The 15,393-nt window shown below is 65.6% G+C and carries 15 protein-coding genes; 5 read left to right on the plus strand and 10 right to left on the minus strand.

What is annotated here, in order from left to right; genetic code table 11:
- Positions 1 to 248: 248 nt before the first annotated feature.
- Complete coding sequence (locus tag B9A95_RS07250) at positions 249 to 689, plus strand: beta-galactosidase trimerization domain-containing protein (protein WP_170928498.1); 441 nt, start codon at positions 249 to 251, stop codon at positions 687 to 689.
- A gap of 225 nt (positions 690 to 914) precedes the next feature.
- On the plus strand, positions 915 to 2,861 hold the full coding sequence (locus B9A95_RS07255) for an RICIN domain-containing protein (protein ID WP_084046266.1): 1,947 nt from the start codon (positions 915 to 917) through the stop codon (positions 2,859 to 2,861).
- A gap of 304 nt (positions 2,862 to 3,165) precedes the next feature.
- On the opposite strand, the gene B9A95_RS07265 is transcribed toward B9A95_RS07255, so the two are convergent.
- On the minus strand, positions 3,166 to 3,429 hold the full coding sequence (locus tag B9A95_RS07265; RefSeq protein WP_084046268.1) for a cold-shock protein: 264 nt from the start codon (positions 3,427 to 3,429) through the stop codon (positions 3,166 to 3,168).
- Between the two features lie 952 nt (positions 3,430 to 4,381).
- Positions 4,382 to 4,948 carry a hypothetical protein gene (locus B9A95_RS07270; protein ID WP_139806562.1) on the minus strand — a complete coding sequence of 189 codons (567 nt, stop codon included), beginning with the start codon at positions 4,946 to 4,948 and terminating at the stop codon, positions 4,382 to 4,384.
- Between the two features lie 1,268 nt (positions 4,949 to 6,216).
- Here B9A95_RS07270 and B9A95_RS07275 point away from each other — a divergent pair.
- The 3 genes from B9A95_RS07275 to B9A95_RS36865 all read left to right on the plus strand — a co-directional run bounded on the left by B9A95_RS07275 (position 6,217) and on the right by B9A95_RS36865 (position 9,130).
- Entirely contained in the window at positions 6,217 to 7,665 is a 1,449-nt protein-coding gene (locus B9A95_RS07275; protein WP_084046269.1) for an FAD-binding oxidoreductase, read from the plus strand.
- Between the two features lie 332 nt (positions 7,666 to 7,997).
- The gene (locus B9A95_RS07280; RefSeq protein WP_084046270.1) at positions 7,998 to 8,585 is read left to right on the plus strand and encodes a hypothetical protein; all 588 of its coding nucleotides are present in this window, start codon (positions 7,998 to 8,000) and stop codon (positions 8,583 to 8,585) included.
- Positions 8,582 to 9,130, plus strand: coding sequence for an IS66 family transposase (locus B9A95_RS36865; protein WP_084046271.1), 549 nt, complete (start codon positions 8,582 to 8,584; stop codon positions 9,128 to 9,130). The genes B9A95_RS07280 and B9A95_RS36865 overlap by 4 nt, the downstream gene beginning before the upstream one ends.
- On the opposite strand, the gene B9A95_RS31750 is transcribed toward B9A95_RS36865, so the two are convergent.
- From B9A95_RS31750 to B9A95_RS07320, 8 genes are all read right to left on the minus strand, one after another.
- Positions 9,022 to 9,396: an integrase core domain-containing protein gene (locus B9A95_RS31750; protein WP_139806563.1), complete on the minus strand. Its 375-nt coding sequence runs from the start codon at positions 9,394 to 9,396 to the stop codon at positions 9,022 to 9,024. The two genes, B9A95_RS36865 and B9A95_RS31750, sit on opposite strands and share 109 nt — an antisense overlap.
- Positions 9,397 to 9,473: 77 nt before the next feature.
- Positions 9,474 to 9,773: an IS3 family transposase gene (locus tag B9A95_RS31755; protein ID WP_170928500.1), complete on the minus strand. Its 300-nt coding sequence runs from the start codon at positions 9,771 to 9,773 to the stop codon at positions 9,474 to 9,476.
- A gap of 96 nt (positions 9,774 to 9,869) precedes the next feature.
- Positions 9,870 to 10,139: a transposase gene (locus B9A95_RS07295; RefSeq protein ID WP_084046272.1), complete on the minus strand. Its 270-nt coding sequence runs from the start codon at positions 10,137 to 10,139 to the stop codon at positions 9,870 to 9,872.
- Between the two features lie 595 nt (positions 10,140 to 10,734).
- A complete protein-coding gene (locus tag B9A95_RS07300) occupies positions 10,735 to 11,499 on the minus strand; it encodes an ABC transporter ATP-binding protein (RefSeq protein WP_084046273.1) in 765 nt (254 codons plus the stop codon).
- Positions 11,492 to 12,277: an ABC transporter ATP-binding protein gene (locus tag B9A95_RS07305; RefSeq protein ID WP_084046274.1), complete on the minus strand. Its 786-nt coding sequence runs from the start codon at positions 12,275 to 12,277 to the stop codon at positions 11,492 to 11,494. Before B9A95_RS07305 ends, B9A95_RS07300 begins: the two co-directional genes overlap by 8 nt.
- A complete protein-coding gene (locus B9A95_RS07310) occupies positions 12,274 to 13,281 on the minus strand; it encodes a branched-chain amino acid ABC transporter permease (protein WP_084046275.1) in 1,008 nt (335 codons plus the stop codon). Before B9A95_RS07310 ends, B9A95_RS07305 begins: the two co-directional genes overlap by 4 nt.
- Positions 13,278 to 14,165 (minus strand): branched-chain amino acid ABC transporter permease, encoded by an 888-nt coding sequence (locus B9A95_RS07315; protein WP_084046276.1) that lies wholly within the window; start codon positions 14,163 to 14,165, stop codon positions 13,278 to 13,280. Before B9A95_RS07315 ends, B9A95_RS07310 begins: the two co-directional genes overlap by 4 nt.
- 54 nt (positions 14,166 to 14,219) lie before the next feature.
- Positions 14,220 to 15,392, minus strand: a complete 1,173-nt coding sequence (locus B9A95_RS07320) for an ABC transporter substrate-binding protein (protein ID WP_084046277.1) — start codon at positions 15,390 to 15,392, stop codon at positions 14,220 to 14,222.
- Position 15,393 lies beyond the last annotated feature (1 nt).

Below are 15,393 nucleotides of genomic sequence, written 5' to 3' on the forward strand. Positions count from 1 at the left end.
CCAGTCCAGCAGGATGTCCGCACACGCCCAGCGCAGTTGTCAACGTGCGGACTTCTTTTTGACCGAGCCCGGCGAGCGAAATGCGCATGGGGGAGAATGGGGCGCCGTGAGGGGTGTCCTTCTCCGCGCGGCGCCCCTCTCCCCCACGTCCTGAAAAATTATGCCCGCTCGGGCGTGCGGCATCTTCATACGGGTCATACAGCGCGCGCAGGGTAATCCGAAGCTTCCTGTAGGTCGAGGAAGGGGTGGTGCTGGGGCAGGGCGAGGCCCACCGGGTACGCCTCAACAGCAGCGGCACGGCCCACAAGCTGCGCGAGTGGGCGGAAGTGGTTCATACGGTGGGCGCCGAGACGCTGGCGAACTTCGAGACGGACTGTACCGCGGGCTTCCGGGCGATCACCCGCAACACTTTCGGCGCGGTGCGGGCCGACTGCCTCGCGGGGGACTTTCCCCGGGAAACCGTGAGCCTGGTGCTGGAGGAAGCGCTGGGCGGGGGGTTCGCGCCTCCCGCCTCCCTGAACAGCCGAACGTCACCCTCTCCGATCTCGGCGAGACCCAGGTGCTCCACCTGCTTCGAACATGGGGGAGAATGGGGCGCCGCGTGTGGAAGGGCACCCCTCACGGCGCCCCATTCTCCCCCATGCGCATTTCGCTCGCCGGGCTCGGTCAAAAAGAAGTCCGCACGTTGACAGACACTCTAAGGTGCGTCCTGCCCGGCACTCCAGCCCGGCCTGCCGGGAGGCGGAACCCGACCCGCTGGGGGGACGGAGCGGCGCTTCCCCCGGTGATCACCCTGCCGCCCTACAGAACCGAACTGATCCGCTACGAACGCCCGGTCCGCCTGGACGAACTTCACGTTCAGGACCAGGCCCCGGCCCTCGCGCTCAGCCCCTGAGCGTTTCCTGGAGTTCCCCATGAACAAGCGTTTCACTGCCCTGACCGGCCTGACCCTTCTGCTGTTCGGCTGCACCTCAGCACCTGCGCCTTCCACGCCCCGGGCCTCCGGCAGCGGGCTGAGCGCACAGGCCACCCTGTCCAGCACGGCGATCATCGACACGCGAATTCGGCACCAGACCTTCCGGGGCTGGGGCACCTCGCTGGCGTGGTGGGCGAATGTGGTGGGGGGCTGGTCCAGCACGTCGCGCGACGGGATCATGGACGCGCTGTATTCCCCGGCTGGCCTGAACTTCACCGTCGCCCGTTACAACCTCGGCGCAGACGCCCCCGATAACGTCTGCCGGGGCCAGATGCGGCCCGGCGGCAACGTCCAGAGCCTGTCGACCGCGCCCGGCGTCTATGATTGGGCACGGGACGCCAACCAGCGCTGGGTGCTGAAGGCGGCGCAGGCCCGGGGCGCGAATCTGCTGGAAGCCTTCGTCAACTCGGCACCCTCTTACATGCTGACCAACCGCTGCACCGCCGGGGCCACCTCTCCGGGCTACAACAACCTGCGGACCGACCAGTACAACGCTTATGGGGACTATGTCGCCACGGTTCTCAAGCGTTTCCGGGACGTGGAGGGGGTCAAGTTCACCACCGTCGCTCCCCTGAACGAGCCGGATTCCGGGTACTGGTTTTCCACCGGCAAACAGGAAGGGATGAACGTGACCCGCGCCGAACAGCCGAAGATCATTGGAGCTGTGGCTGCCGCGCTGGGACGTCAGGGCGTCACCACACCGCTCAGCGCGATGGACACCACCGACATCGACCTGACGAACACCGAGTTCCTGAGCTATCCGGACACCACCAGATCGCTGATCCGCCAGATCAACTCGCACGCTTACAAGGGCAGCCTCCGCAGCGTTTTGCGCAACACGGCGCAGAGGTACGGTAAGGGCCTGTGGATGTCCGAGTACGGATGCTGCGACGTAGGGAACACACCCGAAAACCAGCTGTCCACGGCCCTGCGGCTGGCCGGGACCATCCAGAAGGACCTGACCGACCTTCAGGCGGAGGCCTGGGTGTACTGGCAGGCGGTGGAACATGCCGACGGCAGCGCCGGGGCCAACCACACCTGGGGGCTCATCAAGGCCAACCTCGTCTCTGGCGAGACCTTTGGCCGCACAAAGGCCTATTTCGGCATGGGCCAGTTCAGCAAATTCATTCGGCCCGGCGCCCAGATTCTGCCGATCAGCCGGACAAACACCGTCGCGGCCCTGAACACCACCAACCAACTCGTGGTCGTGGCGATCAACGACGCGGGCAGCGCGACCCCGGTGACCCTTGACCTGAGCGGCTTCACGTCTACCGGCGGCACGGCCCGGCTCTACCGAACCTCGGGCACGGAAAACCTCGCCCAGCTGGCCTCGGTGACGGTGAGTAACCGGTCCCTCGCCCTCACGCTCGCCCCGTCCTCGATCACCACGGTGGTGATCGACAGTGCCTCCGCGGCCGCCCCCAGTACGGCCCTTTCCAGCGGCAAGAGCTACAAGATTCTCAACAAGAACAGCTGGAAGGCGCTGGAGGTATACGGCGAATCAGCGGCGGACGGCGCGGCGGTCTCCCAGTACAATGACAGCGGCAGCCACAACCAGCGCTGGATCATCTCGGATCTGGGCAACGGGTCCTTCCGGCTCACCAACAAGAACAGCGGCAAGGCGCTGGACGTGGCCGGGGGCAGTACCGCTGGAGGGGCGGGCGTAATCCAGTACGCCAGCAACGGTGGCCTCAACCAGCAGTGGCAGATTCAGCCCAGCGGCCAGGGCTACTACAAGCTGATCAACCGTGGCAGTCAGAAGGCGCTGGACGTGAACGCGGGGTCGCTGAACAACACCGACCCCGCCACCAACACGGCCAGGATCATCCAGTGGGACAGCAACGATGGAGACAACCAGCAGTGGCTCATTGTGCGTGCGGATTGACGGTGGAGTGAGGGCGAGCGCAGGACACCCTGGAGGTGACCCAGGGGGAGCGTGGAACCCCGAGGGGTGCTCTCCCACGCACGGCGCAATTCGGACAAATGCGCTCATGCTCGGCATGTGCTGCACGCGCCTGGTCCCACCGAAGGGGACGCGGAACTGCTGTTTTCAGGGACAAACAGTCTGGCGCTCTTTCGGGCGAGTGGCGGTGGTGGATGTCAAGGGGTGCTGGCGACTCTCCGGGCGTAGGAAGAGTGCAAAGGAAAAGAGAGCCTGAAACGGCTCTCTTTTTCATCGTTGGGGTTGCTTACCAGCGGTCGTCGCGGCGCTGGGGGCGGTCACCGTATGCAGGGGCTGGAGCGGCCTTCGTGACGACAATGTTCTTGGCCTGTGGGCCCTTGCCGCGCTGGCCTTCTTCCACGTCGAACTCGACCTCGTCCCCCTCGTTCAGCTTCTTGAATCCACTGCCTGTGATCGCGCTGAAGTGCGCGAACACGTCCGGGCTCCCCGGCGTCTCGATAAATCCAAAGCCTTTTTCCGCGTTAAACCATTTCACTCTTCCTGCAGGCATACTTCACTCCTCTTCTTCCAAGAACGAAACCGTCCGTGGTGGGTCTCTGCGTGCGCACCATGTTCGGTGCGCACTTCAAGAACTCCTACTGCATGGTAGTGAACCTTGCCCTTCCTCACCATCCCTCCAGCTTTATGACTGGTTGAAGCTTTCGCGTGCCCGGGGACTGGCTCTCTACACCCGTGCCGGGACCAGCGGAACAGCACGTCCTGCGCTGCAGAAGTACCTTTCCAGCTCAACACCTCTACGGTAAAGCGGCCGGGAGCTTTGACGGAGAAGGTGTAGGGGTCGTGGCACCCATGGAGGGATTTGGTTTTAAAGCCAGCAGCATTCTATCGACCTTCAAGCCCGAGTACGGTGCTGAGGGGGTTCGTCACTGTTCAGAATTCGGTGCGGCAGGAAACGGGATCCACGGAGGTGTGGCCGGACACGTGCGAACATCCGGCGCGTGCTCGGCCCGGAACATTTGTCCGAATGCGGCGCCGCGCATAGAAGGCGCACCCCCACGGCGCTCCATTCTCCCCATGCGCATTTCGCTCGCCAGGCTCGGTCAAAAAGAGTCCGCACGTCGACACCTGCGCCAAGCCCGCGCGGCGGTGGAGCATTCACCGCGACTGGATGAGCGTGGCCGCTTGCTTGAGCACCTCGAGTGCCAAGACACGCTGCTGTGGCCGCGTGTTAAAACCCAGCGGACTGGGGTGTAGACAAACCAACGTCACGGTGTCCCGCTTCCGTGAAGGGGCAACGGAGCGCCATTCTGGCTCGGCCCGCTTCCCAACCAGCACGGCGACCTGGACTTCCGGCAGCAGGGCTACCGTCGCCTGGCCTTACGGCGGCGATCACCTGCCGACGTACTGGGCTGGCACGCATAGTAGAGAAATCCCTGGTTTTGCCCAGCAACAAGCGAGCAGTGTGGGGTTGAGGTTCGGGCAATAGGCCAGTGCTCTCCACCTCAGACCTTCAGCAACGCGTGGGGCGGCAGTGCAGCGTCCTCATTGGAAGCCGTGATCTGGAACCGCTCGCGCAGAAAGCGGCCCTGGGTCAGCACCCGGTCGGCGGCCTCGTGATCGAGTAGCAGCGCGTCTTGCACTCCCTGACGAATGAGGCCGAGTTGTTCGGAAAGCAGCGTCTCGGGATTCATGCCCTGGACGGAGAGCCGCTGTCGGGCGCCATCCTTGAGGTCGAGGTAGGCGCGCAGCGTTTCCGGTAGGTATTCGGCCTGTGTCTGCTCAATCAGGTAACGGCTGCGGGCGTCAAGCGAGGCGGGCGCGTCTGCAAGCTGGCACAGGAGAGCCAGAGCCACTGAGCGTTGTGGCTCAGGTAGGCGCAGGGCGAGCGCGGAAGCGGCGTGGGGGTCGGCGGGTGCAGGTGCCGGAAGGGCCACGGGGCGCTGCGCCTCGGCCAACAGACGTTTTTCGCGCAACACCTGAATTTTGTTGCGTCCCGAGACGTTCAAAATGGCCACCACACCACCGAAAATGCTGCCGAACACGGCGACGACACCCAGAGCTTCTTCCACCGGAATTCCTCCTTGGAGCGCCGCACAGGTCCGTGCCCCAGGCCATTTGACCACAGCTTGACGCCGTCCGGGATCCACCCGCGTTGCTGAACACGCTCGGTGTGCAGCGCTGCAGCGTCTGCTTCACTCTGCCAGCGGGTGACTTGAGCCATGGGCGGTGGCGCGAACGGCGACGATACCAGCGGTTGTAAGGGGGGGCACCGCTCCCCACACCTACCGTCCACGCCGTCCTGAGCACCGCCTTCACGCTTTCAGGCGCAGATCCATTGCTTGGGGCGTAGGCGTGTCGCCCAGCCATTCCCCCGTTCGAGAACCGAAGCGCCTGTCCCTCCACACCCGGTCCCTCCGGCGCGTCACCTGTCCCACCCGCAACCGCGCAAAATGTTCCTCGAATACCACCACCGGGACTCCACCTCCCCGCGCCAACACCGAGGTGTGCAGGGCGTGATCATCTCGCCTGCCTTCTCTCGCAGCCCTGTCTGCCGCTGACGCGCAAGATCGTGCACGTGGATGCGGAACCGTTCTTCGCGGGCGTGGATCTGCGGGACAACGCCCAGCCTGAGAGCGAGGCCTACCGCGGTGGCGCATCAGGGGCCTCGCCGTGTGGTAACGACAGCGGCCCAGGGCGAGCGAACCCAGTAGGCAGGTCCACGCGAGAGGCCGATGGAGGGGTGGGAAGGAAACATGGGCGCCTCCTGGGTGGAAAAGGTGGGAGCGGAGGAAAAAAGGCCGAGTGCGCGCAGCGCAGGCGCGGGGGCGTGACTGGACCCTGATTCGCGGCTTACCCGGTCCCATACACACTCCCAGGTGGGGGGTTCAGTTCCCCTCCTCTACGCCACCCGCCACTTCTCGGCTTCTCGCTCCGCTTAGGGTGGGTGCACCACCGCCTGCCAGCGGCTTACCTCCCAGTTGGCGGACCGCTCCGGCGCATGCGAAAGAAGGGCACAGAAAAGACGCTGTCGGGAACGCTCTGCCCACTCACCCCTCTCCGGCGTAGCTCTCCGGGTCCGGGCCGCTCGCCGTGCATTGTCTTCGCCCCCCTCTGCTCGTCAGCTTTGGAAGCTGAGGGCGAGGAGACGGGAAGGCTGTCCTGACGGCATTTTTTCGGGGGTGGGTCGAAAACTTACCCGGCCGTTGGTCAGCGCCCGCGTAGCGGTCAGAGGAGGTGCGGCGTAGGCAAAAGGCGGTCCCCGGGGCGATCACGCCCGGATCAGGGCCCCTCATTTACGGTCTGTTCATCACGCCCAGGGCGTGAAAGGAGAATCCCCATGACGCAGACCCTCGGAGCCCAATTCATCCCCGACCCGACCCCCAAAGTCTCCCGCGTCCCCACCCCATCCGTGGACTTCGGACCCCTCGCTGCCGCAGTGATGGGCGAGGTGCTGCTGCCCCCCTCCGCCCGGTATGAGGAGGTCCGGGGCGTGTGGAACGCGGCCGCCGACCTGTATCCCGCCGCCATCGTCCGGCCGCTGAATGCCCGGGAGGTGGCGTGCGCCGTGCGCTTTGCACGCGCCAGCAGCCTCCCCCTCGCCGTCCGCAGCGGCGGCCATAGCCCCGCCGGATTCGGCACCGTGGAGGGCGGCCTGGTCCTGGACCTCTCGGCCATGAAGGCCATCTCGGCCGATCCCCAGACGCGCCGAGTCTGGGTGCAGCCGGGCCTGACCTGGGGTGAGGTGGCCGATTCCCTACAGTCCTACGGCCTGGCGATCACGGCGGGCGATACCCCCACAGTGGGCGTGGGTGGCCTGACCCAGGGCGGCGGCATCGGCTGGTTCGTGCGCAAGCATGGCCTCGCCCTGGACCGCCTGCGGGCCGTGGAGCTCGTCACGGCCGAGGGACAACTCCTGCGGGCGAGCGCTGGGGAGAACCCCGAGCTGTTCTGGGGGATTCGGGGCGGCGGCGCGAACTTCGGGGTCATCACGCAGTACGAATTCGAGGCCCACGAGGGCGGGACAGTACTCGGCGGCCTCGTCATCTTCAGCGGCGTGGACGCCCGGCGCATCCTGGGTGAGTACGCGCGCCTTGCCGCCGCCGCCGACGACGGGCTCTCCACGCAGGCCGTGCTGTTCGCCGCTCCCCCGCTGCCGTTTGTCCCCGAGGAAGCGGTGGGGCAGCCCCTGGTTGCCATTTCCATGTGTTACAGCGGTGACCTGACGCAGGGCGAGGCGGTCCTCGCGCCCCTGCGCCGCCTGGGCACCCCGGTCCTCGATACCGTCGCACCTATTCCCTACAGCGGCATGCTGCGGCTGCCGCTGTACGCCCAGGCCGGTGACCGGGGTTTTCGCCACTTCATCCGCTCGCAGTTTGTGACGCAGGTGGACGGCACCTTCCTGGACGCCCTGGTAGACGGCACGATGCAGGTCTTTAATCCGGGCACGCTGGTTCAGCTGCGCGTCCTCGGCGGCGAACTCGCGCGCATTCCGGCCGAAAGCGCCGCCTTCTCGCACCGGGACAAGGCCGCCGTGCTGATGATCGCGCACCTGGTCCCTGGAGAACACCCCGCCGAGGCGGCCGAACTGGCCCAGCAGGCCACCGAACACGTCTGGCAGGCGGTCAGGCCGTTTGCCTGCGGTACCTACGGCAATTTCCTGGCCCTGGGTGAGGAGGGGCGCGTGGGAGAAGTGTTCCGCACGTCCGCGCTCCAGCGGCTGGCGGTCCTCAAGGCCCAGTACGATCCGCACAACGTCTTTGCCCGCAACGCGAACGTCCGCGCCTGAGCAGTGCTTCGGCAGCGTTTCCAGTCCGGCGACCGGAAACGCATGGAAGACGAGGAGCCGGGCTTCCCCCTCACGCGGGGGACTTGCAAAGCGGCGGAGCCGAGGGTGAGCTGGGAGAGCACAAACACCGCCCCCGCAGAGCGGAAGCCTGGCTCCTTTGGCAACGGACCGGATGCCCGGCGAGACAAAGTGCTCCGGTCTCAGGAACCGTCCGGGCAGGCCGGGAGGCAGAAAGGACGGCGTGGTTCCGCTCCACGAACATTCAACAAAGCGCCAGATCTTCGTCCCGTTCCCCACCCCCTCTTGAGCCTCTTCACCTCCCAGGAGTCCCCATGCCGTTCGAGACCGTGTATGCCCCGCACCCGCCCCAGTTCGCCCTCACCCTCACGCCAGAAGAACTTATTCGCCGGGACGCGCGTTTTGCCCACATCCAGCGCCTTCAGGAACGGGGAACACTCGACTTGCTGCTGCAAGACAGCGCGGACCTCCAGAATGCCCACCTGACCCTGCGGTGGGGCGAGGTGCGGTGGCAGGGCACGCCTGGCGGAAACGGTGGGGAGCGCCTCTGGCGGGACCGGGACGGCAAAGCCCTGAACTGCGCCCTGGGCCTGGACCTCACCCATACCGAGGTGCAAGCGGTGGAGGCCTCTCGCCTCGCAGCCGAGGTCATCTCCTGGGACCAGGGCGCCGTGTATATCCTGACGGGGAAGGCTGGGTTGCCCACCGTGACCCGCCGCCTGAACCTGGGAGACTTCTGCGACCGCCTGGAGTGGGATTTCCTGACCGACACCGGCTTCGCCGCCATTGCCGAGGTGCAGGCCCACCGGCTGGGAAAAGGTGGGCAACCCGTCGTCTGGCGCACGGCCCTGGTTCCCCCTGAACGGGCAGAACTCGGAGTGGGGGCCTTGGGACTGGGATGAAGGCCGCTGAGGCGGACCGCCGATGTCCCTCCCCCTGTGGTCAGGGGGAGGGACATCGGCGGTCTGAGCCTTTGCCGCTCAGGCTGAAGGTGTGTCCAGGCTGTCACCGCCGCCGACAGGCGGTGTTTCCAGGGAACGTGCGGGGTCAGGTGCAGTATGGCCCTCGGTTCCAGGGCCTCGCGGTGTACCTGAATGTCGCCCAGTTCCTCCCCTTCAAGCGCGTCAGTGACGTCCTCGAGACGCTGTCTGACCAACGTCCCAGGGAAGGAACACTGGCGCTGCACCTCAACCTCGCCACACAGGGACTCGCTGGGTTTGAGGCCGGCCTGAAAGAAGCCTTGCTCGAAGAACCCGTCCTGCATGTGGACGAGACGGGCAGCAAGGTGAAGGGCTGGACTGGCCCAGTTTTGTGGACGAAGCGGACTGGAGACTCGGCTCAGGGTGGGTGTACGCCGCGAGGTGGAGCGGTGGGGTGGCCCCACCGCTGGGCGAACTCGTCGGGCGTCAGGTACGCCAGGGAAGAACGCGGTCTGGTGCTGTTGTAGAACGTTCTCCAGCCGTCCAGGAGGACCTGGGCATGTCGAGCAGAGTAAAAGACCTCCAGGTTCAGCAATTCGTCGCGGAGTCGGGCGTGGAAGCTCTGTGCAACACCGTTCTGCCATGGTTTTCCGGGGTCAATGTATTTGGTGCCTACCTCCTGCACGGCCAGCCAAATCTTGAGATCGTGGGCGATAAACGCCGAGCCATTGTCGCTGCGAATAAAGGTCGGCACGCCCCGTTTCCGCATCACCTCGACCAGGGCAGCTTCCACGTCCACAAACGTGAAAGCTGCCCCACAACGCAGGGCCAGGGATTACCGGGTGAACTCATCGGTGAGCGTCAGGATTTTCAGGGGTTGTCCTCCGGGGTCTGGTCAAAGACAAAGTCATAGGTCCAGACCTGGTTCGGCTGCTCGGCTTTCATCGGAATGTGTTGTCCTGTACGAATTTTTCTCGTCTTGCAGCGGGTGAGAAGCGCAAGACCCTCACTCTTCCAGAGGCGGTGCACCGCCTTGCGGTTCACCTGAACACCTTCCTGGCGGAGGGTGGCATGGACCCGGCGGCATCTCCAGCGGGGATGCTCGCGGGCCAGCGTCCTGATCCGTGCGCTGAGCTGCCCATCGTGTTTGGGATGTGCCAGGGAAGACAACGATGACCGAGGGAGGCCAACCAGCCCGCACGTGCGCTGTTGCCGGATGTTCTTATGGACCAGGTGTTTGGCGGCCTCCCGGCGCTCGGGGGGCCGTCAACGCTTTTTTGCCAGGATCTCTTTCATGCCTTCCAACTCCAGACGCTGCTGGCCCACCAGCTTCAACAGCCGCTCGTTCTCGCGTTCGAGCTGGCGGAGCCGCCGGGCTTCATCGACCGTGGCGTCGCCGTATCTCGCTTTCCAAGTGGAGAGGGAGGCCGTACTGCATCCGGCCTCTCGGCACAGCTCCTCTATCGGCTTTTCGCCTTTTTTGGCGCCCTGAAGCAATTTGATGATCTGTTTCTCACTGAACCGCTTCTGCTTCATACGTCATCCTCGCTTTCTCGCCGGGAGAAGGGGCTTCCCCTTCTCCCGGCTCTACGGCGAGCCAATCAACTCCAGTCAGTTGTGTCCAGTTTCTGGGGGGCAGACCAGGGCCCCGGCCGACCAGAAGCCCTCCTCGCATCCCTCCACGCCGCTGCTCTCCGGTATGCAGCACCCCGCACTCAGGAGGTAAACTGAAACGCGCATGCCGAGAAACACCCATGGCTGAGGGTACCGTTGACGTGTACCACAATCTCACCGCCGGTGTTGGTCCAACCGTTGCCGTCGACGTCGCCTGACGCGACAGATCTGGGACTGCCGCCGACCGGGTACGTCACGTTGGAAGCGAAGGTCTCCCCAGCCTGGCCCAGCAGGACGGAGGCGGTCCCTTCATGGGGGCTTCTGGGTAAGCGGCATCGGCACCCCATCTACAACCCCCTGCGCGTGGTCCGCAGGGAGGGCAAGACTCTGCCCGCGACCGCCAATGTGACGGAGAAGCTCTATCCGAAATCCACTGTGCGGCGCGGCGGTAAAGAGCCTGCGTTGAACCGCCGTCATGGGACGAGCGCAAGGGGCTGCAAGAGGCCAGCGCCCTAGACTACACCCCCAGGTAAGCCCTGATGATGTCTGGGTCCCCCATCAGCTCCTGGCTGGGGCCTTCCTTGACCAGCCGCCCGAGTTCCAGGACGTAGGTGCGGTCCGTGACCTTAAGCACCTGCCGAACATTCTGCTCGACCAGCAGCACGGTCAGCCCCAGTTCGCGCAGCGAGCCGATCACGCGCATGACCTCGCTCACCACCAGCGGGGCCAGGCCCAGCGAGGGTTCGTCCATCAGCAGCACCTCGGGTTCGCTCATCAGGGCACGGCCAATGGCGACCATCTGCTGCTCTCCGCCGGACAGGGCCGCCGCCGAGGTCAGGCGCTTTTCGGTCAGGCGGGGAAAGAAGTCGTAGACCTTCTGGAGGTTCGCGGCGCGGTTCGCCTTGGTGCGGGGCAGGTACGCGCCCATCAGGAGGTTTTCCTCAACCGACATCTGCCCGAACAGCTGCCGTCCCATCGGGACGTGCGCGACGCCCAGGTCCGTGATGCGGTGTGGTGGCACGCCGTTGAGGTTTTGACCCCGGTAGGTGGCGGTTCCGGCCCTGGCCCGGAGCATGCCCGACAGCACGCGCAAAATGGTGCTCTTGCCGCTGCCGTTGCCACCAACCAGTCCGACGAGTTCACCCTTGTCCACATGCAGCGAGATGCCGTACACGACCTGTACCTCGCCGTAAGCCACCTCCAACGCCTCGGCGTTGAGAACGCGGTCGCGCTGAACGGTCGCCGGTTGAGGAGAAAGGCCAGTCGAAACGGGGCTAGTCATGGTCGTCTCCGAGGTAGGCGCGGATCACGTCCGGATGGGTGGCGACGGCCTGGGGGCGACCCTCGGCAAGCAGTTCTCCAAACGCCATGCAGATCACGTGGTCTGACAGGCCCATGATCACGTGCATGATGTGCTCGACCATCACGATGCCCAGGCCGGAGGCGGCCAGCGTGCGAATCAGGGCGACCATCTCCTGCTGCGCGGGGGGATTGAGGCCCGCGATGCTCTCGTCCAGAAACAGGAGCCGAGGTTCGAGCGCGAGCGCCTTGGCGAGTTCCAGGCGGCGGCGGCGGGCGAGGTTGAGCTCACTGGCGGGCTGCGTGGCACGGTCTGCAAGCCCCACCCGTTCGAGCACGGCGTAGGCCCGGTCCTCGGCGTCCCGTCCCCGGTGGCGCAGGAAGCTGGCGACCAGGACGTTTTCCAGCACGCTGAGGTCCTCAAAGGGCCGCTCGACCTGAAAGGTACGGGCCATGCCCAGTCGGGCGCGGACCTGAGGTGCCAGCGGAGTGATGTCGCGCCCATCCAGGCTGACCCGGCCCGAGCTCGGGCGCACGAAGCCGGTCAGGGCATTGAACAGGGTGGTTTTGCCCGCTCCATTCGGCCCGATCAGCCCGAGGATCTCGCCTGGGCGAACCTGGAGGCTGATGTCCTTGACCGCGACCACTCCGCCGAAACGCACTGTGACGCGCTCGGCCGTGAGGAGGGGCGGTCCCTGCGGCGTGCGGGCGGGTTCCCCCGGAGACTCGGTGAGTTCGGGGAAATTCGGGGAGGCCGTCACCTCGCCGTCCCCAGCTTGCGCCCACCCCGACCGAAGAGGCCGAGCACGCCGTTCGGCGCAAACAGCGTGACCGCGAGGATCAGCACCCCGTAGATCAGCAGGTTGGCGTTGGCAAACATGGTCCGGAACACCTCGCCGAACACCGCCAGCAGCAGCGCGCCAATCACCGGCCCCTGAATGCTGGCCCGCCCACCGATAATCGCCATCAGGGCAATCTGCACGCTGAGGGGCAGTTCCAGCAGGGTGTGCGGCTCGAAGGCCTGCAGGTAAACGGCGTACAGGCTGCCGCCCAGGGCCGTGAGCGCCGCGCTGAGCATGAACGCGATCAGCTTCATCCGCGCCGGGTCGATGCCGAGCGCCCGCGCTCCGTCCTCGTCCTCGCGCACCGCCTGCAGGGCGTAGCCCAGCCGGGAGCGGCGCAGCAGGTGCGTGACGAGCAGCGTGAGGGCCACGAACGCGAATGCCAGCCCGTACTCCACTTTGCGGTCGAAGAGGTCCAGCCCGAAGGGAGTGGGGAGCTCCGGCATAAAGAGGCCCTCCGCACCGCCGGTCCACTCGCTGTTGATGGCAACGAGCCGCAGCACCAGCGCCACGGCGATGGTCGAGAGGGTGAAGTAGCTGCCCTGCAACCGGAATGTCAGCGCGCCCCAGACGGCGGCGAGCAGCACGGCCAACCCCATCCCGATCAGCGCGCCCCACCAGGGAGCGACCGGGCCGCCGAACAAGGTCGGAACGCGGTCCGGCATGGCGAGCAGCGTCATGGTGTACGCCCCTACACCCATGAGCGCGGCGTGCCCCAGGCTGGTCTGTCCGGCCCAGCCACCCAGGATGTTCCAGCTCATGGCGAGCCCCGCGAAGATCAGGGTGGATACACCGAAATTCAGCGCCTTGCCGAAGACGAACGGATACAGCAGCATCACGGCCAGCAGCGCGAGGCTCAGCCAGACATTGCCGAAGGTAAGGGCACGCGGGCGCGGAGTGGAAAGCGGAGCCGTGGTGGTCATACGCGCTTCACCGTCTTCCCGAACAGCCCTTCCGGGCGTAGCAACAGCACCAACAAAAAGGCCACCAGGCCGTAGGCGTCGCGGTAATTGTTGCTGATGTAAAAGGCCCCCAGCGATTCGATCAGGCCGAGCACCAGCCCTCCGGCAATGGCTCCCGGCAGGCTGCCCAGGCCGCCGAGCACCGTGACGATAAACGCCTTGGTGGTGTAGTTTTCCCCGACGGTGGGAAAGGCGTACAGCAGCGGCATCAGCAGCACGCCCGCAATGGCCGCGAACGCCACGCCCAGGCCAAACACAATGGCCTGAATGTGGGCGGTCTTCACCCCCTGAAGCTCCGCACCCAGCGGGTTTTGCGAGGTCGCGCGGATGGCGCGGCCCAGCTCGGTGCGGTACAGCAGCAGGTTGAGCCCTGTGATCGCCACCACCGTGCCCAGACCGGCGATCAGGAGCGGAATGCTGATCTGGATACCGCCCAGCTGAAAGGTGCTCGTCGCGTAGGGCACGTTGATGTTCTGCGGCTGCGCGCCGAAGGTCAGGAGCAGCGTGTTGCTGATGATGAGGCCCAGCCCCAGCGTGGCGAGCATGCTGCCCTCGCTGAGTCGGTCACCCAGCCGCGCGAGCACGAAGCGCTGGATGAAAAAGCCCAGCGCGAATCCCACGGGCGCAGCCACGAGCAGGCTGACGTAGGGGTCCACATGAAAGGTGCGGAACAGGGCCAGCGTGATGAACATACCGATGGCGAGAAAGTCGCCGTGCGCAAAGTTAATCACGCGCATCACCCCGAAGATCAGGCTCAGGCCCGTGCCGATCAGGGCGTACAGTCCGCCCGTGAGCAGGCCCTGCGCCAGCGTTTGAAAGAGCGCCGTGACGGCAGCCTGGTCCATAGATTCTCCCTCGGAAAGGGGAGCAAAAGCGCTGGGCGCTCTGCCCCTCCCAATTTATCTTTTCGGAAAGATAACCTTCCCGCGCGCCGCCGTGGCGGGAGCCACCGTGACGAATTTTCCGCCCTGCACCTGGGTAATCAGTCCAACCACGCTGTTCTGGTTCTGGTATCCGCCGTAACTGCGGAAGGTTACCGGACCGAAGGCGGTCGAGAGCTTCGTCTGCGTAAGGGCCGCCCGGACCTTCTCGGGGTCGGTGCCGCCCCGGCGAATGGCGTCCACGGCGGCGAGCATCGCGGCGTAACTCTGCGCGGCGTGCTGCGAAGGTTCCTCGCCCCCCAGCGCTTTTTTCAGCCGGGTGTAGAGGCGCTCGGCTCCCGAATACTTCACGTCCGGGTTCCAGACCATCGTGACGAGGTAGTTCTCGGCGGCGCTGCCCGCACTTTTCAGGAAGTCGGGCAGCGCAAAGCCCGTGGCGATGCCCGCGATCACCCGGGGCGCGAGGCCGACTTCCTTGACCTGTTTGGCGAGGGCGACGGCGTCTTCCTCGTAGCTGGCGAGGATTACCACGTCCGGGTTCTGACCCTTGTAGCGGTTGAGCAGCGGACGGAAGTCAGTCAGGCCCTTGTCGTAGGTGTCTTTCGCCAGCACGGTAAAGCCGGCGCGCGGCAGCAGGATGGTCGCGTCCGTCAGCACGCTCTTGCCGAAGGCGTCGTTGCTGGTGAGCACGACCACCGTTTTCATGCCGCCCATCTTGCGCAGCTGCTCGATCAGGCTGCGGGTATAGACGCTCGACTGGTTGTTCACCCGGAAGGTGTAAGCGTTGCCGGGCTTGGTAATCGTCTCGTCCACGGCGGTCGCCACAATCAAGGGCACCTTCACGCGGGCGAGGTACTGCGAGAGCGGCTTGGTGATGCTGCTGGAGTACGCGCCGATGACCACCGGAGCGCCAGAGGCGACGAGGCGCTCGGCGGCGTTGAGGGCCTTGTTGGTGTCGCTCGCGTCGTCTTCGAGGAGCAGTTCGACTTTGTTGCCGCCGATGCCGCCCCGGCCGTTGATCTCCTCGAGGGCGACCCGAAAGCCCGCCTGCTGCATCCGCCCGAACGTGGCGAACCTCCCGGAGAGGCTGGTGATCGCCCCCACCTTGACCGTGTCTGCAAGGGCAAGTGCGCTGGAAAGCAGCGTCAGGGCGGCGAGACCCCGGAGCCCAGAACGAAAGGGCCCTGGCATC

The organism is Deinococcus hopiensis KR-140, from assembly GCF_900176165.1.
Taxonomy (GTDB): Bacteria; Deinococcota; Deinococci; order Deinococcales; family Deinococcaceae; genus Deinococcus; species Deinococcus hopiensis.